Annotated in this window: 20 protein-coding genes; 11 read left to right on the forward strand and 9 right to left on the reverse strand. The window is 63.2% G+C overall.

Annotated elements, in window-relative coordinates; genetic code table 11:
- Positions 1-154 precede the first annotated feature (154 nt).
- A complete protein-coding gene (locus Q1M07_RS06635; protein ID WP_300452281.1) occupies positions 155-1,678 on the forward strand; it encodes a class I adenylate-forming enzyme family protein in 1,524 nt (507 codons plus the stop codon).
- Between the two features lie 7 nt (positions 1,679-1,685).
- Here the strand turns inward: Q1M07_RS06635 and Q1M07_RS06640 are convergent, their stop codons facing one another.
- Positions 1,686-3,449 carry an alpha/beta fold hydrolase gene (locus Q1M07_RS06640; protein ID WP_300452283.1) on the reverse strand — a complete coding sequence of 588 codons (1,764 nt, stop codon included), beginning with the start codon at positions 3,447-3,449 and terminating at the stop codon, positions 1,686-1,688.
- 704 nt (positions 3,450-4,153) lie between these two features.
- Between Q1M07_RS06640 and Q1M07_RS06645 the strand changes: the two genes are divergently transcribed.
- The 6 genes from Q1M07_RS06645 to phaC all read left to right on the forward strand — a co-directional run bounded on the left by Q1M07_RS06645 (position 4,154) and on the right by phaC (position 9,490).
- The gene (locus Q1M07_RS06645) at positions 4,154-4,921 is read left to right on the forward strand and encodes a 3-hydroxyacyl-CoA dehydrogenase (protein WP_300452285.1); all 768 of its coding nucleotides are present in this window, start codon (positions 4,154-4,156) and stop codon (positions 4,919-4,921) included.
- Between the two features lie 63 nt (positions 4,922-4,984).
- Positions 4,985-6,166, forward strand: a complete 1,182-nt coding sequence (locus Q1M07_RS06650; RefSeq protein WP_300452287.1) for an acetyl-CoA C-acyltransferase — start codon at positions 4,985-4,987, stop codon at positions 6,164-6,166.
- A gap of 58 nt (positions 6,167-6,224) precedes the next feature.
- Positions 6,225-6,665: a MaoC family dehydratase N-terminal domain-containing protein gene (locus Q1M07_RS06655; protein WP_300452289.1), complete on the forward strand. Its 441-nt coding sequence runs from the start codon at positions 6,225-6,227 to the stop codon at positions 6,663-6,665.
- Between the two features lie 11 nt (positions 6,666-6,676).
- Positions 6,677-7,099 carry a MaoC/PaaZ C-terminal domain-containing protein gene (locus tag Q1M07_RS06660; RefSeq protein WP_300452291.1) on the forward strand — a complete coding sequence of 141 codons (423 nt, stop codon included), beginning with the start codon at positions 6,677-6,679 and terminating at the stop codon, positions 7,097-7,099.
- Positions 7,100-7,242: 143 nt separating this feature from the next.
- Entirely contained in the window at positions 7,243-8,319 is a 1,077-nt protein-coding gene (locus Q1M07_RS06665) for a poly(R)-hydroxyalkanoic acid synthase subunit PhaE (protein ID WP_300452293.1), read from the forward strand.
- A 64-nt stretch (positions 8,320-8,383) separates the two neighbouring features.
- Positions 8,384-9,490, forward strand: coding sequence for a class III poly(R)-hydroxyalkanoic acid synthase subunit PhaC (gene phaC, locus Q1M07_RS06670; RefSeq protein WP_300452296.1), 1,107 nt, complete (start codon positions 8,384-8,386; stop codon positions 9,488-9,490).
- Positions 9,491-9,697: 207 nt separating this feature from the next.
- Here the strand turns inward: phaC and Q1M07_RS06675 are convergent, their stop codons facing one another.
- The gene (locus Q1M07_RS06675) at positions 9,698-10,339 is read right to left on the reverse strand and encodes a protein-L-isoaspartate(D-aspartate) O-methyltransferase (protein WP_300452298.1); all 642 of its coding nucleotides are present in this window, start codon (positions 10,337-10,339) and stop codon (positions 9,698-9,700) included.
- A 412-nt stretch (positions 10,340-10,751) separates the two neighbouring features.
- On the opposite strand from Q1M07_RS06675, the gene Q1M07_RS06680 reads away from it, so the two are divergent.
- Entirely contained in the window at positions 10,752-11,249 is a 498-nt protein-coding gene (locus Q1M07_RS06680) for a dual specificity protein phosphatase family protein (protein WP_300452300.1), read from the forward strand.
- 51 nt (positions 11,250-11,300) lie between these two features.
- Here Q1M07_RS06680 and Q1M07_RS06685 read toward each other — a convergent pair whose 3' ends face one another.
- The 7 genes from Q1M07_RS06685 to Q1M07_RS06715 form a co-directional block, all read right to left on the reverse strand.
- On the reverse strand, positions 11,301-11,756 hold the full coding sequence (locus Q1M07_RS06685) for a hemerythrin family protein (RefSeq protein WP_300452302.1): 456 nt from the start codon (positions 11,754-11,756) through the stop codon (positions 11,301-11,303).
- Between the two features lie 89 nt (positions 11,757-11,845).
- On the reverse strand, positions 11,846-12,574 hold the full coding sequence (locus tag Q1M07_RS06690) for an ankyrin repeat domain-containing protein (RefSeq protein ID WP_300452304.1): 729 nt from the start codon (positions 12,572-12,574) through the stop codon (positions 11,846-11,848).
- A gap of 421 nt (positions 12,575-12,995) precedes the next feature.
- Positions 12,996-13,292: a hypothetical protein gene (locus Q1M07_RS06695; RefSeq protein ID WP_300452306.1), complete on the reverse strand. Its 297-nt coding sequence runs from the start codon at positions 13,290-13,292 to the stop codon at positions 12,996-12,998.
- Positions 13,293-13,370: 78 nt separating this feature from the next.
- Complete coding sequence (locus Q1M07_RS06700; RefSeq protein WP_300452308.1) at positions 13,371-13,970, reverse strand: redoxin domain-containing protein; 600 nt, start codon at positions 13,968-13,970, stop codon at positions 13,371-13,373.
- 43 nt (positions 13,971-14,013) lie between these two features.
- Complete coding sequence (locus Q1M07_RS06705; RefSeq protein ID WP_300452310.1) at positions 14,014-16,155, reverse strand: protein-disulfide reductase DsbD; 2,142 nt, start codon at positions 16,153-16,155, stop codon at positions 14,014-14,016.
- A gap of 145 nt (positions 16,156-16,300) precedes the next feature.
- Positions 16,301-17,095, reverse strand: a complete 795-nt coding sequence (locus Q1M07_RS06710; RefSeq protein WP_300452312.1) for a class I SAM-dependent methyltransferase — start codon at positions 17,093-17,095, stop codon at positions 16,301-16,303.
- Between the two features lie 24 nt (positions 17,096-17,119).
- Positions 17,120-17,632, reverse strand: coding sequence for a YbaK/EbsC family protein (locus Q1M07_RS06715; RefSeq protein ID WP_300452314.1), 513 nt, complete (start codon positions 17,630-17,632; stop codon positions 17,120-17,122).
- 241 nt (positions 17,633-17,873) lie between these two features.
- Here Q1M07_RS06715 and Q1M07_RS06720 point away from each other — a divergent pair, with 241 nt between their 5' ends.
- The 3 genes from Q1M07_RS06720 to Q1M07_RS06730 all read left to right on the forward strand — a co-directional run bounded on the left by Q1M07_RS06720 (position 17,874) and on the right by Q1M07_RS06730 (position 23,186).
- Entirely contained in the window at positions 17,874-19,034 is a 1,161-nt protein-coding gene (locus tag Q1M07_RS06720) for an acyl-CoA dehydrogenase family protein (RefSeq protein ID WP_300452316.1), read from the forward strand.
- An 18-nt stretch (positions 19,035-19,052) separates the two neighbouring features.
- The gene (locus tag Q1M07_RS06725; RefSeq protein ID WP_300452318.1) at positions 19,053-20,231 is read left to right on the forward strand and encodes a CaiB/BaiF CoA-transferase family protein; all 1,179 of its coding nucleotides are present in this window, start codon (positions 19,053-19,055) and stop codon (positions 20,229-20,231) included.
- Between the two features lie 147 nt (positions 20,232-20,378).
- Positions 20,379-23,186 carry an ATP-binding protein gene (locus Q1M07_RS06730; protein WP_300452319.1) on the forward strand — a complete coding sequence of 936 codons (2,808 nt, stop codon included), beginning with the start codon at positions 20,379-20,381 and terminating at the stop codon, positions 23,184-23,186.
- The last annotated feature ends 37 nt before the right edge of the window (positions 23,187-23,223 follow it).

Here is a 23,223-nt window from a genome sequence, read left to right on the forward strand (position 1 = left end):
CAAGAGGCTTGCGCCGCAGTGCTGCCAGGAGCGGTATACTGGCGGCTTGTTGCGCTGCGATAGCGGCGTCGGCGGGTAGTTTGGCTTACTCGATGCCGTGGTGCGGCACGGGCGGCTCGCTGGCTGCGTCGGGTATTCTTGGACCGGAGACGAAATGCTGCAACTGACAAACCTGATCACGCATCACTCGGCGTATCGACCGGATGAAATCGCTGTCGTTTTCGAGCGCGAGCGCCTGACGTGGCGTGAGTTCGAAACGCGAGTCAGCCGATGTGTCCGCCTGCTGCGCTCGCTCGGCGTGTGCCAGGGAGACCGAGTGGCGACCGTTCTGGCGAATTGTCGGGAACTGCTCGAAGTTTATTGGGCGGTGCCTGCGATAGGCGCCGTGCTGGTGCCGCTCAGCCCGCTCTTGATGGCGAATGGCCTTGCCAGTCTGCTGCGTGACTCGGGTGCCGTGTGTTTGTTTACGCAGCGTTCGATGGCCGCGCTGGTCGATCAGGTGCGCGGCGAGTTGCCGGGCTTGCCGGCGGATCGCGTGTTGATGGTCGACGGGCAGACGGCTGAGTATGCAGACTACGCGGCGCTTCTCGAAACCTGCCCCGACGGGCGACTGGATGGCGTCAGTGTGAACCAGGACGATTTGTTCAACATCATGTACACCAGCGGTACGACCGGTTTGCCGAAAGGGATCATGCATAGTCATTTCGTACGCTCGATATACTGCACGCTGTTCGCCTCGGCGTGGCGGATGACTCCCGAGTCGGTGGTCCTGCACACCGGTGCAATCGTTTTCAATGGCGCTTTCGTCACTCTGATGCCCTGCTTCTACCTCGGCGCGCGCTACATTCTGCAGCGCCAGTTCGATGCCGAGGAAGCGATCGAAATCATTGCCCGTGAGCGCGTCACGCATACCATGTTGGTGCCGGCGCAGATCATCGCCATTCTCAACGCTCCCAACTTCTCGCCGCAGAAGCTCGCTTCGCTGGAGATGATCCTTTCTCTCGGGGCGCCGCTTCACCAGGAGCGCAAAGACCAGCTCAATCGTCTCTTGCCTCACCGTTTCTATGAACTCTACGGACTTACCGAGGGATTCTGGACGATTCTCGACAAGACGCAGTCGCTGCGCAAGGCCGGGTCCGTCGGTGCGCCTCCTTGCTTCTTCGAGATGCGCATCGTTCGCGACGATGGCAGCGATGCTCCCCCCGGTGAGATCGGCGAGATCGTCGGTCGTGGCCCGTCGCTGATGTTGGGCTATTACGGCCAAGCGGACCTCACCGCGCAGGCCATCCGCGACGGCTGGTTGTTCACCGGGGACCTGGGTTACGTGGACAGCGAGGGCTACCTCTATTTGGTGGACCGCAAGAAGGACATGATCGACAGTGGTGGCGTCAAGATCTACCCGAAGGACATCGAGGAGGTGGCGGCGCGTCATCCGGCGGTCAGGGAGGTTGCCGTTTTCGGCGTCGCGGACGAGAAATGGGGTGAGACGCCGGTTGCCGCAGTGCTCCTCCACGCCAGTGCGTCGGTCGGCGCGGAGGAACTGCGGGACTGGATCAACGAGCGCGTCGGTGCCCGCTATCAGCGGGTGCACGCCGTGCGGATTCTGGATGACTTTCCGCGCAACGCCGCCGGCAAGACCCTCAAGCGTGAGATGCGCGAGGCTTACGCGGCGGAGTAGTCCGGCGCTACTGCTGGAAGACGTAAGTCCCCGGGGCATCGCACAGCGCGACGTAGCCCTTGTCGACGGCGCCCATCGGCGGTGCCGCTTCGCTTCCCGAGGAATGCTTAACCAGCCATTCCTGCCAAACTGGCCACCAGGAGCCCTCGTACTTCGGCGTTTGCTCCTTCCAGGTATCGGCGTCGAGAAAGCGCTCGCCTTCACGGCAGACACTTAGCTGGAACGACCGGTGTGCACGGCCGGGTTCATTGACGATGCCTACATTGTGCCCGCCGCTAGTCAGGACAAAAGTCAATTCGGTCGAATCGCTCTGCAGGTGGAGCTTGTAGACCGAGCGCCATGGGGCAACGTGGTCGGCAACCGCAGCGACGGCAAACATCGGACAGTGGATGTTGCTGATCGAAATGGCCCGCCCGCCGACCATGTACTTGCCCTGGAACAGCTGGTTGTCGACGTAGAGGCGGCGCAGCACTTCGGAATGCTGGCGGTAGGGCATGCGCGTGCCGTCGGCGTTCCAGGCCATCAGATCGAACATCGGTTCGCGATGTCCGAGGTAGTACTCGCGCACCATCTTCGACCAGATGAGGTCCGCCGACTTGAGCAACTGGAAGCCGCCGGACACCTGCTTGTGACCGAGATAACCCTTCTCCCACATCATGTCCTCGAGCAGGGTGACTTCACTGGCGTCCATGAAAACGTTGATTTCGCCAACTTCCGTGAAGTCGGTCATCGTCGTGAACAAGGTGATGCTGGCCAGACGGTCGTCACCGTCGCGAGCCATGGCAGCCGCCGCGATGGTCAGCAGGATTCCGCCCAGGCAGTAACCGACGGTATGAATCTTGCGTCCTGGCAGAATGTCCGAAATGGCATTGATCGCTGCCAGCGTTCCCGACTTGCGATAATCTTCCATGCCCAGATTGCGGTGCTCCGCTCCCGGGTTGAGCCACGAGATCATGAATACGGTATGACCGCGATCGACCAGATACTTGACCAGCGAGTTGTGCGGCGACAGGTCGAGGATGTAGTACTTCATCATCCAGGCGGATTGCATCAGGACCGGTTCGCGTTGAACGGTGTCGGTGGTCGGCGAATACTGGATCAACTCGATCAGGTGATTGCGGTACACCACTTTGCCGGGGGTGATGGCGAGGTTCTTTCCGACCTTGAACGCCTCGACGCCCGCGGGTTTTTCGTCACGCAAGGCGCGACGCAGATCTTCTGTGTAGTGCTCGGCCCCGCGTACGAGATTGGCGCCGCGTTCCTTGACCGTCGCTTCGACGATTTCAGGGTTCATCGTCGGCACGTTGCCCGGCGCCATCATGTCGAGAATCTGCTTCGCCGTGAACCAGACCGCCGCCTCGCTGTGTTTGGAAACACCGCGCACGCCTGTGGTGGCGTTGTGCCACCATTGCTGATTGAGCAGGAAGCCCTGGTAGATCACGTTGTAAGGAAAGCTCTGCCATCCCGGATGGTCGAAGCGATGGTCGCCTGGCAGCGGCTTGATGCACGGTTCGGCATTTCCGGTTACCGCCGAAGTCAGCGCGTAGGAGCCGAGGCGCAATGCCTTGCGCGCCGCCTTCGCTCCCAGTTGAAACTGTTTGCCGGGTGAAGCCGACAGGTGCACCATCCAGTCGAGATAGGCCATCGCCAACGACGCCGGCGAAACGCCACCGCTCAGTTGACCCAGCGCGATGTTGGTCATCCGGTCTATGTTCTCCAGAGCATCGGAGTCGAGCAGATGACGGTCGCTAAGCCGGCGGGTGTAGTCCACGCGCGGCTGGGGTGGCGCCGTCGGCCCGGCTTCCCGCGAGTCTGCCGGCGGTGGCTCGACGGCCTGCGGCAAGGGAACTGCCGGAGGGGCGTCGATGGTTGCTGGCTGGCGGGCCGCACGGGCTCGGGTGCGCCGCTTCGGCGCAGCGGCTGTTGAACTGGCGACCGTCGTAGCGGTTGTCGCTGAGGAATCTTCAGAGCTTCTGACCATGGGAGTTCTCCGTTAGTGCGCCGCAGCGGTGTGCGGCCAAGAGCGCTGATGCGCCCGTGTGCGGCTGATGCTACGCCATACGGTCGGCGACCGCCTGATCCAGGTCAACAGTTGGTGGGGTCGAGCAATGGGAATGGCAGGGAGGCGTCATGGCCTGGGGCCGGACGGGTCCTGTAGCGGCCTCCCTGGCGCTCGCGGAGGCCGCTCTTGTGCTTGACTCGACAGCACTCGGCATTCGACAATGGCGGGGTAGCTCGCCGCCTCTTTCCGCTGGGATGGTCTGCGTTAGGCGCGGCAGAGCTTGCTGGTGGGGCTCGCCTGATCGTTCCTTAGGGGCAGCCTATCCCGAGGCGGGTAGCTGCCTTGCCAAAACGATCCTCCGGTCAGCCACGGGATCGGGTTTTGCCGTGACGATGCGGATTCCTCATGATCGCGTCGGCACTGGCCGGTAGCGCGGCATCGCGTGATGTCGCGATATTTTTTTGGGGGTAGAAATGCAAATCAATGGCAGTGTATTTGTGGTAACGGGAGCAGGATCCGGTCTGGGTGCGGCGACGGCGAACACCATCGTGGCGGCCGGCGGGAAAGTCGTCATCGTGGATGTGGACGCGGGCGCTGGCGAGGCTCAAGCGTCTCAACTGGGTTCCAGCGCGCGCTTTGCCAAGACCGATGTGACCGATGAGTCGAGCGCAAGGGCGGCGATCGAAACGGCGGTTAAAGAGTTCGGCGCACTGCACGGGCTGGTGAACTGCGCCGGTGTTGCCCCTCCAAAGAAGGTGCTCGGCCGTGACGGCCCGCATGACTTGGCCACCTTCGCGCGCGTCGTCAGCATTAATCTCATCGGCACTTTCAACATGATCCGTCTGGCTGCCGAGGCGATGAGCAAGAACGAGCCGAATGAGGGCGGTGAGCGCGGCGTGATTGTCAATACGGCGTCGGTCGCCGGTTACGACGGCCAGATCGGCCAAGCTGCCTACGCCTCGTCCAAGGCTGGCGTTATCGGCCTGACGCTACCGGTCGCCCGTGAGTTGGCGGCGCACGGAATCCGCGTCGTCACCATCGCCCCGGGCATCTTCGAGACGCCGATGCTCAAGGGATTGCCGCAAGCGGCTCAGGACTCCCTGGGCAAGATGGTGCCGTTTCCGTCGCGCCTTGGTAGGCCGGCCGAGTATGCGGCTCTCGTCCAGCACATCTGCGAAAACGGCTATCTGAACGGCGAAGTCATTCGTCTCGATGGTTCGATCCGGATGGCGCCGAAGTGATCGACGGCAGACAGCCCACCTTCAAACTGGCAATAGTCGTTGTAATCCAAAGGAGTGTCGTATATGAGTGAATCCGTAGTTATCGTCGGTGCCAAGCGTACGCCGGTAGGTGCCTTTCAGGGTCAGTTTGCCGGTCTGACGGCGCCACAACTCGGTGCCGTCGCGATCAAGGCGGCCGTCGAGCAGTCCGGCGTCAAGGGTGAAGATATCGATGAAGCCCTGATGGGTTGCTGCCTGATGGCGGGTGTTCGCCAGGCGCCGGCGCGCCAGGCCGTGTTGGGAGCCGGTTTGCCCAAATCGGTTCCGTGTACCACACTGACCAAGATGTGCAGTTCGGCCCAAAAGACGGTGATGATTGCGCACGACGAACTGCTTTCGGGTTCGGTCAATATCGCCGTAGCCGGTGGCATGGAGTCGATGACCAATGCTCCGCATGTGCTGACAGCTGCTCGCACCGGTTACCGTTTGGGTCACGGCGCGCTGTACGATCACATGTTCCTCGATGGCCTCGAGGATGCGTACGAGCCGGGTAAGCTGATGGGCGCCTTCGCCGAACTTTGCGTCGACAAGTACCGTTTTTCCCGCGAAGAGATGGATGCCTTCGCGGTCGAATCGGTGACCCGGGCGCAGCGTGCCGTTGGCAGTGGAGTGTTCGGTGACGAAATCGCGCCGGTGACGATCAGCACCCGCAAGGGCGAGGAAGTTATTGCACTGGATGAGACACCGATGAAGTGCGATGTCTCGAAAATTACCAAGTTGAAGCCGGCTTTCAAGAAAGACGGTGCCGTGACGCCGGCCAACTCGTCGTCGATTTCCGACGGCGCTGCCGCCTTTGTCCTGATGCGCGAGTCCGATGCCAAGAGCGCAGGAATAACACCTTTGGCCAGGATTGCCGGCCACGCCACATTTGCCCATGATCCGGCTTGGTTTACCACGGCCCCCGTGTTTGCCTTCCAGAAGCTTCTCAAGAAACTCGGCTGGCAAGCCACGGACGTCGATCTCTGGGAAATCAACGAGGCATTTGCCGCCGTGACGATGGCGTCGATGCGTGACCTCGACTTGCCGGCGGACAAGGTCAACGTCAACGGCGGTGCCTGCGCGCTAGGCCATCCGATTGGTGCTACTGGTTCGCGCATTCTGGTGACGTTGCTTTACGCACTCAAAGCGCGTGGTCTCAAGCGAGGGATCGCTGGCCTTTGCGCCGGTGGTGGCGAAGCTACCGCGATTGCCATCGAAGTTCTCTGAGCGAATCGCTAACCAGCGTTCCCACCCCGTCCTTCGGGGTGGGTGAGGAGTGAGTTTGATGTTGATTGACAAGAAGCACATCGGCATGAAGGTGCCGCCACACTCGGTCACCCTGACGGCGTGGCAATTGAAATGGTTTGCGAAGGCGACGGGCGAGACGAACCCGATATACTTTGACGAGGCAGCAGCCCATCGGGCCGGCTTACCGGGTGTCATGGCACCGCCGACCTTTTTCTTTTGTATGGATATGGACAAGGAGCGGCCTTTCGACTATCTCGAAACGATGGGTTGTGACCTCGGGAAAATGCTGCACGGGGAGCAGTCGTTCGTCTATCACAAGCCGGTTTATTCCGGTGATACGCTGGAATTCGACGGCGAAATCACCGACATCTACGACAAGAAGAACGGTGCACTGCAGTTCGTCGTCAAAGATGTCAAAGTGCGCCGGCAAGGCGAACTGGTGTGCGACGTGCACAGCGTGATGGTTATTCGGGAGTAGGGGAAAAGTCCATGACAACACCGAGTTTCGAGTCGCTCTCCGTGGGCGACGAAATCCCTTCGCTGACTACCGAGCCGGTATCCCGGCTGACGCTTGCTCTGTATGCCACGGGTTCAGGCGACCACCATCCTCTGCATCTCGACCAAGACTATGTCCGGTCGAAAGGCATCAAAGACGTCTTCGCGCATGGCATGCTGGGCATGGCCTACCTTGGGCGCCAACTGACGCAATGGGTGCCTCAGGAAGCCATTCGCAGCTTCGGGGTACGCTTCACGGCGATTACCCAGGTCGGCGAGCGGCTTGTTTGCACCGGCAAAGTCGTGGAAAAACTGGAGCGCGACGGGGAGAAATGTGTGCGCCTGGAGTTGACTTGCGCCAACGAGCACGGTGAGGCGAAGCACAAGGCAGATGCGGTGGTGGCTCTGGCCGGCTAGCAGACGGCCACTGTAGCTGCATTGATCGCGGACGTCATCCGACGACCGCCGTAGTAGGAGGGTACGTCGTGCCCCCAGTCTACTGATGGGCTCCGCCTACTGCAGCGGTAGGCGTGTCCGACACACGAAAGGAGATTACAGGAGTGGAAAACCAAAATCCGAACGAGCAACTGGGCGGCGTCGTCAACGCTTGGGCTGATATGCAGAAGCGCATGTGGAGCGACTGGTCCGCGCTACTGCAGAATCTCCCGGGCGGCAATGACGGTCCTGTCGAGACAGTCAAGAAGAGCGTTGAAGCGGCCAGCCAGGGCGCCAACGAAGCGGCGCGCATGCTGATGGACCGCATGAACGGTAGCCAGGCGGCAATGAACCGCGTCATGGACTTCTTTTTCAAGTCGATGAAGATCGTTGCGCCAAAGCTTGAGGCCAGCAAGGACTGGCGTCCCGACCTTAAGGGTTTCGCTGAGCAGTGGGCGAAGGAATCGACCGCCATGCTCGAGCGCAGTTTTGGCATGGCTCCTCACCTTGGTAGTCTGAGCGGGACGCTGAGCAAGGAATTGCCCGAAGCCATGGGGCCTTGGCTGACGTTCCTGATGCAGGCCGCTTCGTCGGGTCATGTCGGCGAGGCCATGCTTGGTGGTACCGCCGGGCTCAATCGGTTGCTGTCGATGGAAGGGGATACGAGTGCGCTGGCAGGCGTCGGCCAGATTCCGCTTTTTGGTGCGTCGCGTGAAAAGAACGCCAAGTTGCTACGCTTGGTCGACTCGGTGGTCGATCTGCGCAAGAACAGCCTGGCGTTTCATACGGCATTCTCCGATGCTCTGGCGAAAGCCGTCGAAGCGACCGTTGAAGAACTCGGCAAGGTGGCTGCCAAGGGTGAAAAGATTACGGCTGTGCGTCAGCTGATGAGCCTCTGGTATCGTACAGCCGACAAGTCGTTGCTGGTGACCTTCAATACGCAGGACTTCCTCGACAAGCAGAACGCATTCACCAGAGCTCAACAGCAATTCAAGCTCGCACAACGTGCCGTCGTAGAGGACATTTTCCGTGGCTTGGATATGCCGACGCGCAGCGAATTGGACGAGACCTATATGGTCATCCACGAATTAAAGAAAGAGGTCCGTGCTCTCCGGAAGCAGATGCACTCGGTAGAAGCGGCTCCGGCGAAGCCTAGCGCTGCACCTCGTAAGGCCGCGCCGGTGCGTGCCAAGAGCGAATGAGCCGAGAAGCCTGAAACTGTTGATCCGGCTGATAAGCTAATAGACCTTTAGGAGGGTGCTACGCATGTTTTCTTTTCCAATCCAGATTCTTCCCGCTGACCTTGCGGCTGAAACCGCTGCCCTAAACGAGAAGCTTGCCAAAGGCATCAGCAATCTCACCAACCTGACCGACGACGACATCGATATCGGCAGTACGCCGAAGGACATCGTGTTCGAGCAGGACGGCATCAAGGTTTACCATTATCACGCGGTGGTCGAGCCGTCGAAGATCATGAAGACGCCGCTACTCATCGTGCCGCCGCTAATCAATGGCTACGAAGTGGCCGATCTGCAACCGGATCGGTCAGTGGTCCGGAATCTGCTGAACGAGGGCATCGACGTTTACCTGAACGACTGGGGTTACCCGCGTCAGGTGGACAAGTACCGGAACATGGACGATTACATCAACGGTTACTTTGACGAGACAGTCGATTTCATTCGTAAGCAGCACGGTGTTGACAAGATTGCCCTGTTCGGCATTTGTCAGGGAGGCGCCATGTCGACTACCTACGCGACGCTCAATCCAGACAAGATTAGCCACCTCGTTCTCACTGTGTCGCCGATTGATTTCGATGCCTATCGTGCGAACCACAAGCCGCACGAAGGTTTGATGTTCACCATGGGGGCCGATGCCGACGTCGAGAAAATGGTCGCGGTGCACGGCAATGTTCCAGCGACGGTGCTCAACGAGTCGTTCATGATGGCTTCGCCGTTCATTCTGAATTACGGAAAGTACGCCGACGTGATCGATATTCTTGATGATCGAGCCGCCTTGCAGAACTTCCTGCGCATGGAGAAGTGGTTGTTCGGTGGTCCAGATGCCGTTGGTCAGATGTTCAAGGAGTTCATTCGCGACTTCCTGAAAGGGAACAAGCTGGTCAAGGGGACGCTCGAGGTAGGGGGTCGGAAGGTTGACCTCAAGGAACTCAAGATGCCGATCCTCAACATTTTTGCCGAAAAGGATCACATCGTACCGCCGCCTTGCACCGTTGCTCTTGGCAAACATGTCGGCAGCAAGGACTACACCGAGTTTGCGATTGCTACCGGGCACATCGGTATCTACACCGGTGGCTTGGCGCAAAAGGTTCTTGCGCCGACTGTCGGCAAATGGCTCCGCGAACGCGGTGCCTGATAGCTGACACCTACGCCGCCTGGCATTCTGTGCGTGGGGTGCCAGGTAGCGTAGTGGGCGCGGGGCGCGCGACACGACTCTTGCCCGGCTTGTCGCATAGAGCACGCGATCACGAGGGCCAGGGCATATGAATCTTTGTCGGGGACCCGTGGATTGCTCAGTTGCCGGCCCGAGCGCGACAGGTAGCAAGGTTGACGTGAAGAGGGATCATGGCGCGGGTTTTCCGCCGACGCCGGTCATCGGCACAAAGCGGACCGGCAATACGCTTTCGCGCTCCAGTTTCGTACCCCGCTTTCTGAGCAGGAATAGGTGCTGAGCATCAAGGTCTCCGACCGGGATGATCATCCGGCCGTCGTCCCTGAGTTGCTCGACAAGCCGTTGCGGCACATGATCGGGCGCGCAGGTGACGATGATCGCGTCGAAAGGAGCGGCCTCCGGCCAGCCTTGGTAGCCGTCCCCGTGGCGTACCTTGACGTTGTGGTAGCCGAGTCGGGCAAGGTCCGCCTCGGCCCGTCGAGCCAGTGGCTCGACGATTTCGATGCTGTAAACCTCACTTACCAAACCCGAAAGAATCGCCGCTTGATAGCCGGAGCCGGTACCGATTTCCAGGATGCGGTCGTCCGGTTTCGGATCCAGTTTTTCGGTCATGAACGCGACGATGTAAGGTTGGGAGATTGTCTGTGCGTAGCCGATCGGCAGTGGCCTATCCTCGTGCGCGAGATTGCGGAGGGCTGCCGGAACAAACTCGTGCCGCGGGACTGTTGCCATTGCCCGGAGCACTCCGGGGTGAGTGATCCCGCGCCAACTGGTGCGCAACTGCTCCTCCACCATCCGCTTGCGCGCGGCCAAGTAGTCAGGGTCTGCCGCGTGCAAGGGAGACATGATGGCGCAGAGCATGCCGAGTGCCAGAGTTTTCAGTACGTGGACAGCGACGCTGTCCAGTCGCTTCGGCCGCATCGAAATCCTGAACGAACGGTAGGTGGTCAAGGTGCATGGTTTGCGGCAGTTCGATTCGCCGACTATTTATTCAGTATAGTCTGTTGCCGCGGCAAACTCCAACCCTCGGCGTCGTGCGTTGTTCAAACCTTAGGCCGTACAAGGCGCGGCCAATACATAGATCGGCAGGAGCAGGCGATACACCGCGTTCACCGATGGTCCGCGCGCCAGCCATGGCCTTCGCTGGCCCGCATCCTGGTGCGATGGCTGCCGCCTGCCCGCCCGTTCACTCGACAAGATCGAGGCTCACCGCCAGTGGATATCCATGAATACTCATCCCTATGATTTTCTGCCGCTGAATGACGAAGGCGCTGGCCTGATCCTCACGCCGTGCCCGGGGACCAGCGGCGTTGCGCCGGGGGTCGTGCTCGATCAGTTGAAGGCCGCAGGAGCGGCGGCACTCGTCACTTTGATGCCGGCGGTCGAATTGACCATCAATGCCGTGGAAGACATTGCTGAAATGTGTTCCAGACGAAATCTCCAATGGTTCCATTTCCCGATCGAGGACGCGCAGGCTCCCGGGCGAGAGTTCGTCCTGGCGTGGCAGGCGCAACGCTCAGTCGTGCATCGACTGCTCGATGAGGGCGGCAAGATTGCCATTCACTGCAAAGGCGGCTCAGGCCGGACGGGGCTGATGGCCGCCCAACTCCTGATCGAACGTGGCTGGCCGAGCAGCAAGGCCATCGCAGCCGTGAAAGCAAGGCGGCCGAACGCGTTCAGCGAGTTGGTGCAACAGCAGTACATCGCACAACTCGTAGCTTGAGCACCGCCCGGCGAATCGGCAGATAGGCGGTGCGCCAGGCGCAGAGTCGGCTCAGGCGCGAGCCGGACAGGAGGGATCGACAGCGGTGCGGCGGTCGAGGGGACGAGAGTACTTGCTCGACTTCAGCGTGGTGACAAAGAGGCGGTCTTCCTCGCTGATATGGCGTTCAAACCAATACTCCGCGTAGCGCAGGAAGGAATGCGCATCGTGCGTACCGTTGATTACCTCGCCCAGTGCCCGGTGCAGGAGGCGCAGCGTGTCCTGATGAACGCGGGCGTGGTTGGAGAACTCGAGTCTGGCCTCGTCGGCGATTCGCTCTTCAGTGGCGAAATGTTGGTCGAAGAGTTCGAGGAGCGAGTCGAACTCGTCTATGGGAACGTAGCTGCTCCCGAAACACGCAGCCTTGAGCGCCTCGATCCGGCTGAAGATTTCTTCGTGCTGGGCGTCGATTTCGGGCAGATCGACCAGCAAAGCCTCCGGTAACAAGGCCGAAAGATAAATATCCATGGCAAGTCTCCTCCGGCAACAATCGGATTCTTTTCTTGTTTTCCGTGCAGTATAGAAAGAGAATCGCCAGAATTCCAGCGAAATCGAATTTAAGTCAGTTGGCTACCACCGCGTGAGCTCCGTTGGGGAGCCGCGATCGTGGCGCTTTTCGCTCTCGGGTCCGTTCGATTTACCGAGCACAGCTCTAACGTGGAAAGGGCTCCGCGCTCTCGCAACACCTGCAGATGGTCCGGGCGTGGCTTGTCGTACTTGAGCGCGAGGCGGGCGAGGTGCCGAAGCCAGGCGTCTTCGTCCTCCCGCTCTGGGAAGTTCATTTCCCCGGCCGGGTACATGCTCCAGGCTTCCTCCCAGTAGGCCGAACAAGCCCAATCGTAGAGCGATTCGACGGTGCCGTCGGTTCCGGTCCGCAAGACGTTCGGGTTGGCTCCAGCGTCCAGCAAGAGGCGCAACATCTTGCTGTCCAAGTTCAGCACGGCGGCGAACAGCGGGCTCGAGCCATCCTGACTCGGAGCATTCGGATCGGCGCCCAGCCGCAGCATCTCTTCGATGACCTTGTACTTCGGTGCGCCCGGGTAGAATTCCAGTGCGCTGATCGCGTACTCGAGAATCGTATCGCCGAATTGGTTCGTGCCGTTGAGGTCAAATCCCGCCGCCACCTGAGTCCGGATGGCGTCGACATCGCCAGCACACGCGCCCGACATGAATGCCTTGATCTGGCTGTTAACGTCAGCCGTATGTCGTTTGTGGTCTTGCATCGAAACTCCTTGGTTGTCGGGAGCCCATTCCGAACGCTTCGGCCTGCCCGTGCTGCCGGTCATCGTTCGCCGAAAATGCTGCTTTGCGAGCGGCGCCGAAGTCAGCCGCCCGGAATCGAATGCCAGGGTGTCGAGTTCGCCTGCTTCGGAGTTGTCTGAGCACTGTCCGCTAGCCCGGAGCGACTCCACAGCGGCCGGAAGGCGGCATCGGCCAGAGCGACCGGATGGCCATCCGCGCCTCTGTCGACACGGGAACTGCCCTGGCTCGCAGCCTTATTGCCGATACTGCGCGGCCGTACGGCGGCACATTGGCTAGACAACGCAGCCAGCCTTCAGCCGATGTCAGAAACCGTGTAAGCGCGTGTATCGAGTTGTACCGAAGCACGTTCGACGTGTTTCGACTGCCCGGTGGGCGATCGGCGCGCCGCAGGCGGTGGTCGTGGTCTGACTGCCAGCTGAGCGGGCGTCGCCGGGGTGGCGACAGTCACGCGACCGACGCCAGAACGTTTCTGATGCGCTGCATGCCGGTGACCACGGTGGCCGCGAGTCTGACCGCTTCCGGATCCGTGGGTGGCCGTTGCACGCTCCATTCGCAGAAAGAAGCCATGAGCGCTGCCCGTTCGACGGAGATCTTCGAGGAGATCAGCCCAGACTCGATCAGCGGGATCAGTGCGGCGGCGGCCCGCAGGCGATTGATTTCCGGGGTGGCCGGTGGAATCTGTCTCGACATGCCGCCAATCTTGCCGGGTGCCAGCCGGTGTGGCGAGGACTTATGCCACACTCCCGTCTTCGCGATGCTCTCCCGGTGTCGAACGCCGGTCGTTGGGATGGAACAAGCGCGTCGATTGGCCGCTCTGCTTCAGTACTTGACGCTGCAACCGTAGGGTGAAGTCGACGCGATGCTCACCGGTTTGCCGGCCAGCGCTTCGTTCAGCGCAACGCGCACGTAATTGCTGGCGCCCTTGACGTCGGCCGGATTCGTAGACCGCTTGTCGTCGATGGCGCCGTTGTAGATCACTGTTCCCGCCGGGTCTATGACGACCATCTGGGGCGTCGTCTTCGCCGCGTAGGCGCGGCCCGTGGCGCTGGTGGCGTCGATCAAGGTCGCTCGCTGAGCGCTTCCCTGGGTGCGCATCCAGTTCGCCATCTCGGCGCCGGTCTTGAACTCGGGGTGATTGGCGTTGGTCGAGTTGATCGACAACCAGACGACATTGCGCTCGCTCCACTCCTTCTGCAGCGTCTGCATATTCTTGCTGACGTAGTGCTTCTGCACGAAGGGACACTCCGGATTGGTCCATTCGAGTACGACGTACTTGCCTTTGTGGTCCGCCAAAGCGACCGGCCTGCCTGCTGTGTCGTTGATCGTGAAAGCCGGCGCCGGTGCTCCGGGAGCCTGCGCTGACGCGACGCCGCCGAATAGTGCAACAGCCGCGCCGATTGCCGCCGTACGAGTGGTCATCGTTTTCTCCGCTAAATGGTCGATCGATCCCTGAGCGCTGTCGCTACGGTGCGGCCAGCGCGGCCAGCACCGTCTGTCGCTGCAAGACCTCGGGCAGCAGCAAGGGTTCCCGGCCCGGACGGTAAAGTACGTACACCGGCACACCGCTGCGCCCGAGCGCGGTCAGTGCCTGCGTGATGGCCGGGTCGCGGCGCGTCCAGTCGGCGCGCAGCCGGGCCACATGCGACTGCGTGAAGGCGCTGCTGACCTCGGCGTCGTTCAGCACCAAGCGTTTGTTCACTTGGCAAGTGACGCACCAGGCGGCGGTGAAATCAACGAAGACCGTCCGCCCGGCTCCTATCAGCCCGGCGAGGCGTATCGGTGTGTACGGTTGCCATTCGCCGTTCGCCTCGCCGCCCAGCGCGGCCGTGTCGGCGCGCACAGGCGCTGGCCTCGGCTCGTCGCTGCCGGCCGTCAGCAGAGGCCAGGCGACGGCGGCGGCGGCCAGCGCGGCGCCGACCACGGTCGCCGCCCACAGCCGCGAGGCGCCGTTGTACCAGACGCGCCAGGCCCACAGCGCGAAACCGACGCCGAGCAGCGCCAGAAGCAGCCGCAAGACGCTGTCGTTGTCAGTCTGCGCCCCGAGCACCCAGACCAGCCAGATCACCGTCGCGTACAAGGGATAAGCGAGCAATTGCCTGAGGTGCTCCAGCCATGGGCCAGAGCGCGGCACGAATCGCCGCCAGCCGGGCCAGCAGACGAGCAGGACATAAGGCAGCGCCATGCCGGCACCGAGCGCGGCGAAGACCAGCAAGGTCACCCAGGCCGAAGCGGCGAGTGCGAAACCGAGCGCCGCGCCCATGAAGGGCACCGTGCACGGCGACGCGACGATGACTGCCAGGACGCCCCCGAAAAACGCGTCGAGGCCGCGCCGGCGCGTACTCGGTCCGGCCAGACGGGCCGGCACGAACTGGCCAAACTCGAAAACGCCAGAAAGATTCAGCGCCAGAACGAAGAAGAGTAAAGCGAGCGCCGTCACGACGACCGGCGATTGGAGTTGGAAACCCCAGCCCAGTTGGTCGCCGGCGGCACGCAGCGCAAACAGCGCCAGACCGAGGGCGACAAAAGTCAGCAGCACGCCACCTGCGTAGGCGAAAGCCTCCCAGCGCCGAGTGGTCAGGCGGTCGTCGTGCGTCGCGAGCCCCAACACCTTGATCGACAGTACCGGAAAGACGCAGGGCATGAGATTGAGTAGCGCACCGCCGCCGAGCGCCGCCAGTAGGGCCAGCCAGATCGTCAGCGCGCCCTCGGCGGGCGGTGGCGAAGCGCTGCCTGGCCTGCCGGCGCGCTCCCGCGTTGCCGGCTCGCTCACCAGATCGGGTTTCGCGCCAGCGACGACGCGGCCGGCCAGCGGCAGGTCGAGTTCGGCGGCGCGCTGCTCGCCACCTAGCGTGCCGCTCGCCGTGAGCACGCCGCTGAGCCGCACCAGCGGAGCGGCGAGATCGCTGGCCACGGGCAAAACCAGCGAGTAGGCGCCGCCGGCGCGCGTCAGCGTCTGCGGTGCCGACGGCTCGATCTGCCGTTCGGCGAAAGGAAAGAAGTGCAGCGTACCGGGGTCAGGAGCGCCGACCGGCGGCGTCAGCGTCAGGGTAATCGATGCTCCCTGGGCGGTGGCGCTTGTCTGCCATCCGCTCAGCCGGCGCGGCAGCGCGCGGCGTGCCGCAGCAATCGCGGCCGCGCCGTCGGGGTCGGCCGCCGCCGTGGCGGCAATCGGTAGTGTCAGCTCGAGGTTGACCGTTTCGGGGAGGCAGGCTTCCTTGCACACGAGCCAATCGACCCGTGCCCGCAGGTTTCGTTTGCCGACTGGCGCGAGTGACGGTGCCACGGCGAGATCGACGAGGTGCAGGACCTCTCCCTCGTAACCGTGGTTGACCAGTGGGCCGGCGGGTAGCGCTTGCGGCGCCGGCCACTGGATCGGTCCGGCCGTGATTCCCGCCGGCAGTTCCCAGGCGATCGTCGTCGGCACGCCGGAATCGCCAGGGTTTAGCCAGTACACGTGCCAACCGGTCGCCAGGCGTAGCCGCAGGCCGAGCGTCAATGTCTGGCCGGGAACCAGCGCCGTACGCTCGGCGAGCAGTTCCGCCGCGACGTGCGGCGTGCGCACCGATACGGCCGCCGCGATGCTCGCCCAGGCGAGGGAAGCCACGACGATGGCCAGCCCGGCGGCTGCTCGCCCCGCGGCCGGGTTGAAAACTCGATTGAAGACGCAAAACATGGTGAAGCAGTATAGCGTCGACCGCCGCGCCGGCTTCCGCCCGGCAAGCTCCGCCCTCTGCCAGGCCGGCGCCCGCTCAGACGCGGTAACAATAGAGCCGGGTCTGGCGCGCGTCCGCGAGCTCTATCTCGCGACTGGCTTCGACACCAGGGACGGGGAAGCTGTTGCTCACGAACAGACTGCCCGGTCGCATTTCGCGCTGGACCTTCTCCCAAAGGGCCGCCATCGGTGCCGGCGAGAGGAAGGCATAGACGACATCGAAGCTGGCCAGATCGGTTCGCCAGAAATCGCCCCAGCGCCAGTCGCAATTGGCCAGGCCGGCGGTGAGCAGGCGACCGATGAGCCAAGTGGCCGGCGCGTTTTCGACACCGGTGAAGCTGGCGTCCGGCCGCTTCCCGGCGAGCGGGCGCAGGACACTGCCGATCCCAGCTCCGAGGTCGAGAAAGCGCAACGCGGGTCGTTCGGCGGTGAGTTCGGCGAGGGCAAGCGCGGTCGGGCGGTTGGAAAGGTAGAGTGGAACCTGGCCGGTCAGTGCGCCGCGATAGACGAGCAGCAGTGCGATGAAAAGCAGCAGGAACCAGCCGGGGTCGATGGCCAGACCGGCAACGCCCCAGGCCAGCGGCGCGAAGAACAGGTGGATCAGGCGCCACCACCAGGGCTGGCGTGTGAAACTGGCCAGCAGAAGAGCGACGCCACCGATGGCGAGTGCGGTTCCCGGCCAAGGCAATTCCTCGTTGCGCATGCCGTAGTAGGGCCAGGCCAGCGACAGCACGGCCAGGGCCGCTGCCAACTGCAGCGCGAGTTGACGCCGGGGCGACGCACCGATCGCCGGTGGCCGGTTGTCGAGTGGTTCGGGCGAGGCTGTGGTCAAGGCGCTGATCGGGTTTGCCATGCGTCAGACGGGAGGCGCATCGTCGGCGTCGCGCCGGGCGACGTCGACCACCTGGGCTCCGGTCATCGCCAGCAGTTCCTCGGGCGACAGCGCGAAAACGGCATGAGGATGGCCGGCCGCGGCCCAGAGGCTGGTGAAGCGAAGGAGGTCGGCATCGACCAGGACGAGCGTTTCCCTGACGTGCCCGATCGGGCAGACGCCGCCGATGGCGTAGCCCGTGTGCTCGCGCACGAAGGTCGCGTCGGCCTTGCCGAGCGGACCGACACGTGCGGCGACTTTGTGTTCGTCGACGCGGTTCGCGCCACTGGCGACGACCATCACCGCGCTGTCGTCTGAAAGCCGGCGGAAGACGATCGACTTGGCGATCTCGGCGATGCTGCAGCCGAGGCCGGCCGCCGCCTCGGCGGAAGTCCGGCCACTGGCCGGCAGCAGGACGACCGGCTGGCCGTGGCCGATTCGTTGCAGGAGATCGGCCACTCGTTGGGCGCTTTCGGGGAGTCGAGTTTCTGGATTCATGGAGCTTGGGGGCTAGTCTGGCGCCGGCGTGCGGCGTCGCCGCGGCGGCAGGAGAAAGGCCGGCAGTATGCCACAGCGCGGCCGCTCACCGGAACGACGCGAGCTGCGGGAGTCCGGTAATTTGTCGATTTGCAAAACATCGCCGCCTTGTTAATCTTCCTCCTCCGGCGCGCATCGCGAGCGGATCCGACGACCCTGTCGCCGCCGAGGGCCGACTGCCTGCGAAGAGAAGAAGACCACCATGCTCGACTCCACCGACGAACACCAGGCAATCCGCGACGCCGTGCGCCACCTGTGCCGCCAGTTTCCCGACGAGTACTTCCGCCGCATCGACGCGGAGCGTTCCTATCCCGAGGAATTCGTCGACGCGCTGATTGGCGCCGGCTGGCTGTCGGCGATGATTCCCGAAGAGTACGGCGGTTCCGGTCTCGGACTGACGGCGGCCAGCGTCATCCTGGAGGAGATCAACCGCAGCGGCGGCAATTCCGCCGCCGTGCACGGCCAGATGTACAACATGGGGACGCTTCTGCGCAACGGCAGCCGAGCGCAGAAAGAGCGCTACCTGCCGCCAATCGCCGCCGGCAAGTTGCGCATCCAGTCGATGGCGGTGACCGAACCGACGACCGGCAGCGATACGACGCGGATCAGAACGACCGCCGTCAGACACGGCGACCGTTACTTGGTGACCGGCCAGAAGGTCTGGATCTCGCGCGTCCAGCATTCGGACCTGATGATCTTGCTGGCGCGCACGACGCCACTCGCCGAAGTGACGAAGCGATCGGCAGGCCTGTCGGTCTTCATCGTCGACCTGCGCGAGGCCATTGGCCGTGGCCTCAGCGTGCGGCCGATCGCCAACATGGTCAATCACGAAACCAACGAACTGTTCTTCGACGATCTCGAGATTCCGGCCGACAACCTGATCGGCGAGGAAGGGCAGGGCTTCCGCTACCTGCTGGACGGACTCAACGCCGAGCGGACACTGATCGCCGCCGAGTGCGTCGGCGACGGCTACTGGTTCGTCGAACGTGCGGCTCGCTACGCCAGGCAGCGCATCGTCTTCGACCGGCCGATCGGCCAGAACCAGGGGGTGCAGTTTCCGATCGCCGAGGCCTTGATCGAAGTCGAGGCGGCCAACCTGATGCGCTATAAGGCGTGTGCCCTGTTCGACGCGGCGCGACCCTGCGGCGCCGAAGCCAATATGGCCAAGTACCTTGCCGCCAAGGCTTCGTGGCAGGCGGCCAACGTCTGCCTGCAGACGCACGGCGGCTTTGGCTTCGCCAACGAGTACGACGTCGAGCGCAAGTTTCGCGAGACGCGTCTGTACCAGGTGGCGCCGATTTCGACCAACCTGATCTTCTCTTACGTTGCCGAACACCTGCTCGGCCTGCCGCGCGCCTTCTGACACCGCGAGGAAACCGACATGCGCCCACTCGAAGGCATTACCGTCGTCGCTCTCGAGCACGCCATCGCGGCGCCGTTTTGCACTCGCCAACTGGCCGACCTCGGCGCCCGCGTCATCAAGGTCGAGCGACCCGGCAGCGGCGACTTCGCGCGCGCCTACGACGAGCGCGTGCGCGGTCTGGCGTCGCACTTCGTGTGGACCAACCGCTCGAAAGAGAGCCTGACGCTCGACGTCAAGCATCCTGCGGCAGCCGGCATTCTGGCCAGTCTTCTCGAGCGGGCCGACGTGCTGGTGCAGAACCTCGCACCCGGCGCCGCGGTGCGCCTCGGCCTGTCGTACGAGGCGCTGAGCGAGCAGCGTCCGCGCCTCATCGTCTGCGACATCTCGGGTTACGGGACGAGCGGGCCGTATCGCGACAAGAAGGCTTACGACCTGCTGATCCAGAGCGAGTCGGGTTTCCTGTCGGTCACCGGCTTGCCCGACGCGCCAGCCAAGGCCGGCTGTTCGATCGCCGACATCGCGGCCGGCATGTACGCCTACAGCAACATCCTGGCCGCGCTGCTGCAGCGCGGCCGTAGCGGGCGCGGCGCCCACGTCGAGGTATCGATGCTCGAAAGCATGGTCGAGTGGATGGGCTATCCGCTGTACTACGCGTTCGATGGCGCGTCGCCGCCGCCGCGAGCTGGCGCCGCGCATGCGACGATCACCCCCTACGGCCCGTTTACCGCTCGCGACGGCAAGACCGTGATGCTGGGCCTGCAGAACGAGCGCGAGTGGGAGGTGTTCTGCCGAGCGGTACTCGAAAAGCCGGAACTGGCCGACGACGCGCGCTTCGCGTCGAGTTCGCGGCGCACGGCGAATCGTCAGGAACTCGAGGCGCTGATCGTCGCCTGCTTTGCGCAGATCGGGTCCGAGCAGTTGATCGCCCGGCTCGACGCCGCCCGCATCGCCAATGCGCGCCTGAACGACATGCACGAAGTCTGGGAACACCCGCAACTGCGCGCGCGCGGGCGGTGGACCGAAGTGGCGACGCCGGCCGGCCCGATTCCGGCGCTGCTGCCGCCGGGCCAGGTCGACGCCTTTGCGCCGCGCATGGATGCCGTCCCGGCACTCGGCCAGCACACCGACGCCATTCTCGGCGAACTCGGCTGGGACGCGGCGGCGATCGACAGCCTGCGGCGGGCCGGGGCGATCTGAGCGACTGTCCATCGCGCTTGGCGAGTGGGGAATGGCCGATGCCCGGCGGCCGATGGGCGGCGAAATGCCGCTACAATGCCTTGCCCATCGACTGCCTTGGCCCTAACGGCGGCGCCCCAATTCCCTATCGATCGGAGAAGCATAGGTGTGAGCGCTTTTCGACCCTCGTCACGTCTGCCCGGTCCGGCGGCCGTACCGTCCCACAACCCGGCCTGGTGGCGGCGCTGGCCAGTCGCGGTTTACGCGGTCACCCTGGTCGTCGTCGTTACCGCGGCGGCCTTTGCGGTGAGCTACCGGATCCAGACCGATGGCCTCGTACGCTATGCGAACAGCCAGGAAAACGCCCATGCCGAGGTTGCCGCGCATACCGCTCGCGTGGTTTTCGAGGCCGAAATCAAGCGCCTCGAAGCGGTCGCCACGCTTCTGGCGGCCGACGGAGAGATCGCTGGGATCGCCGGCAGTGCGGCCGCAGGCAAGGAGATGCGCGATCGCCTCGACCGCAAGCTGGGCGGCACGGTCGCCGACCAGATCGAGATCTATGCTCGGTCCGGCGAATTGCGCTTCCAAACCGCGGCCGACGACGCGCTGGCTTACGCCAAGGAGTCCCCGGGCGCCGCGCGCGCCTTGCGCGGGGTCTCGGGCACCTACTTCGTTCAGGCCCCCAGCGGATTCATCGTCCGTGTCGCGACACCCATCGTTGACTCGGCCGGCATCGCCGGTGCGGTCGTCGTCGGCACTCGCTTCGACGACTACTATGCTTCGCGGTTTGCCGATCAGGTCGCCGCCGAAGTGTTTTTCACTACCGTCGAGGCGGTCGGGGCGGCGTCGAGTCCCAAGCGGCGAAGCGAGGTTTTTCGCCCGGAAATCATTCGCCAAGCAATCCAGCAGTTTGTTCCGCAAACGGTGAGCGATCCGGCGCACAATCACACGCGTGTGTACTTGCCGATGCGTCTGGCGGGAGAAACCTTCGTCCTCATTGTCGAAGTCGACCATGGCAAGGCAGCCGAATTGGCGGCCGAAATCCGGGCGCATTCGGTGCAATTGTTTGCCGGGATCGCAGCACTCGGCATACTGGTCAGCGGTGTGCTGCTGCATTACGCGGTTCGACCCTTGCGCGACCTGCGCAACGAAGCCGCCGAACTGGCCGCGCGGTTTGCCGGCAAGGTTCACGTGTTGCGCTCGGTCAACGAGGTCGCCGATCTCAAGAACTCCTTCGAAGGAGTACGCGAGGCGGCTACCGCCTACGCGCGCCGACTGGAGGAGCAAGGGGCGACGCAATCCTTGATGGTCTTTTGCGCGCAGACAGCCAATCGCAACGCCGCCGCGGAATCCGCCTTGTTCGACATCATGGAAAGGGTACGTACGCACATTGCCTGGCCAGCGGCCGGCCTCGCTTTACCTGCCAGTGCGGGTGAAATGGGCGAGTTTCGCGTGCAGCGGGGGGCCAGTTCGTCGACGCTGGCGGCGACGAACTTTCCCGCGGCGGACGCGGAAGCGCTCTGCGACGGAAGTCGCGTACCGCTCTGGCTGGACGACACGGCAGAGTCGCGGATGCCGGCGCGGCTGCGCTCGGCTTTCGATCCGGAATCCCGTTATCCTACCGCCGCCATCATTCCCCTGATCGGCGGCGGCCGCCTGACGGCCCTGATGGCCTTCTTCCACGATCAGCGCCTGACCCTGAACGCGAACCTGAACGACATCCTCTGGTACGTGATGCAGGAGTGCAGTCAGATCGTCGAGCGCCGCGCGAGCGAAATCGAGCTGCGATTGGCCAAGGAGTCGGCCGACGCCGCCAACCGAGCGAAGTCGGAATTTCTCGCCAACATGAGCCACGAAATCCGCACCCCGATGAACGGCATTCTGGGTGTCACGGAACTTCTGCTCAACACCCCGCTGGACGCCGAACAGCGCCACCTCGCCGTGACCGTCCTCAACTCCGGCGAGTCCTTGCTTCACATTCTCAACGACATCCTCGACTTTTCCCGCATCGAAGCCGGGCGTCTGGTGCTCGAGGAGGCGCCGTTCGATGCCGCCGTCGTCGTCGCCGAGACCTGCGAACTGCTGGCCACTCAGGCGCTGGAAAAGGCCGTCCGACTCGACTGGAAGGCAGATCGCCTGGGCCAGCTTCTGGTCGTCGGCGACGCTTACCGTTTCCGCCAGATCGTTACCAATCTGGTTGGCAATGCGATCAAGTTCACTCCGGCCGGTCGTGTCGATGTGTCGCTCACGAGGCGGGTGGAAGGCGACCGGGTGGCGATCGAATGCGTGGTTGCCGATACCGGCATCGGCATCGACGAAGATACCTTGCGTAGACTCTTCCGGCCCTTCACCCAGGGCAATACGGCGATGACGCGCCGCTTCGGCGGTACCGGTCTCGGACTTTCGATCACGCGCCATCTGCTCGAACTGATGGGAGGGTCGATAGCGGCTGCCAGCGAACCTGGCAAGGGGTCAACGTTCAGCTTTGCGCTGACGCTGCCGCTTGCGCCGTCGCCGAACGGTGTCGCGGAAACGGCCACCAACGAAGCTGCCATGCTACCCACCCGACCGGCGCACATCCTGCTGGTCGAAGACAACGCGGTGAACAGCCTCGTCGCGAGCGCCACTCTGGAGAGTGCCGGGCATACTGTGGTCATCGCGGAGAACGGGCGAGAGGCACTCGAAAAGATGGTCGATGAACATTTCGATCTCGTACTGATGGACTGCCAGATGCCCGAGATGGATGGCTTCGAAGCTCTGGCGCTGATCCGTGCGGGCGGTGGCGGGCGTTACCCGCTCGAGGAGCAACGGCAGATTCCGGTCATCGCCCTGACCGCCAATGCCAGAGTCGGCGACGCCGACCGGTGCCTGCAGGCGGGCTTCGACGCTTATCTGGCGAAACCGTTTCGCCCGAAGGCGCTACTCGAACTGGTTGGCAAATGGGCGTCGACCAGGGCGCCCAGGCCCGTTGCCTGAACGGCCTGCTGACGATGGCTCGAAGAATCCCGTCTCT

It is taken from the genome of Accumulibacter sp., from assembly GCF_029255285.1.
GTDB lineage: Bacteria > Pseudomonadota > Gammaproteobacteria > Burkholderiales > Rhodocyclaceae > Accumulibacter.

Bases quoted from the DNA above. Each gene is read 5' to 3' on its own strand.
- Q1M07_RS06635 (WP_300452281.1), top strand. From the start codon at position 155: ATGCTGCAACTGACAAACCTGATCACGCATCACTCGGCGTATCGACCG.
- Q1M07_RS06680 (WP_300452300.1), top strand. From the start codon at position 10,752: ATGAATACTCATCCCTATGATTTTCTGCCGCTGAATGACGAAGGCGCT.
- Q1M07_RS06715 (WP_300452314.1), bottom strand. From the start codon at position 17,632: ATGAATCCAGAAACTCGACTCCCCGAAAGCGCCCAACGAGTGGCCGAT.
- Q1M07_RS06725 (WP_300452318.1), top strand. From the start codon at position 19,053: ATGCGCCCACTCGAAGGCATTACCGTCGTCGCTCTCGAGCACGCCATC.
- Q1M07_RS06720 (WP_300452316.1), top strand. From the start codon at position 17,874: ATGCTCGACTCCACCGACGAACACCAGGCAATCCGCGACGCCGTGCGC.
- Q1M07_RS06645 (WP_300452285.1), top strand. From the start codon at position 4,154: ATGCAAATCAATGGCAGTGTATTTGTGGTAACGGGAGCAGGATCCGGT.
- Q1M07_RS06660 (WP_300452291.1), top strand. From the start codon at position 6,677: ATGACAACACCGAGTTTCGAGTCGCTCTCCGTGGGCGACGAAATCCCT.
- Q1M07_RS06655 (WP_300452289.1), top strand. From the start codon at position 6,225: ATGTTGATTGACAAGAAGCACATCGGCATGAAGGTGCCGCCACACTCG.
- Q1M07_RS06690 (WP_300452304.1), bottom strand. From the start codon at position 12,574: ATGACCGGCAGCACGGGCAGGCCGAAGCGTTCGGAATGGGCTCCCGAC.
- phaC (WP_300452296.1), top strand. From the start codon at position 8,384: ATGTTTTCTTTTCCAATCCAGATTCTTCCCGCTGACCTTGCGGCTGAA.
- Q1M07_RS06685 (WP_300452302.1), bottom strand. From the start codon at position 11,756: ATGGATATTTATCTTTCGGCCTTGTTACCGGAGGCTTTGCTGGTCGAT.
- Q1M07_RS06650 (WP_300452287.1), top strand. From the start codon at position 4,985: ATGAGTGAATCCGTAGTTATCGTCGGTGCCAAGCGTACGCCGGTAGGT.
- Q1M07_RS06700 (WP_300452308.1), bottom strand. From the start codon at position 13,970: ATGACCACTCGTACGGCGGCAATCGGCGCGGCTGTTGCACTATTCGGC.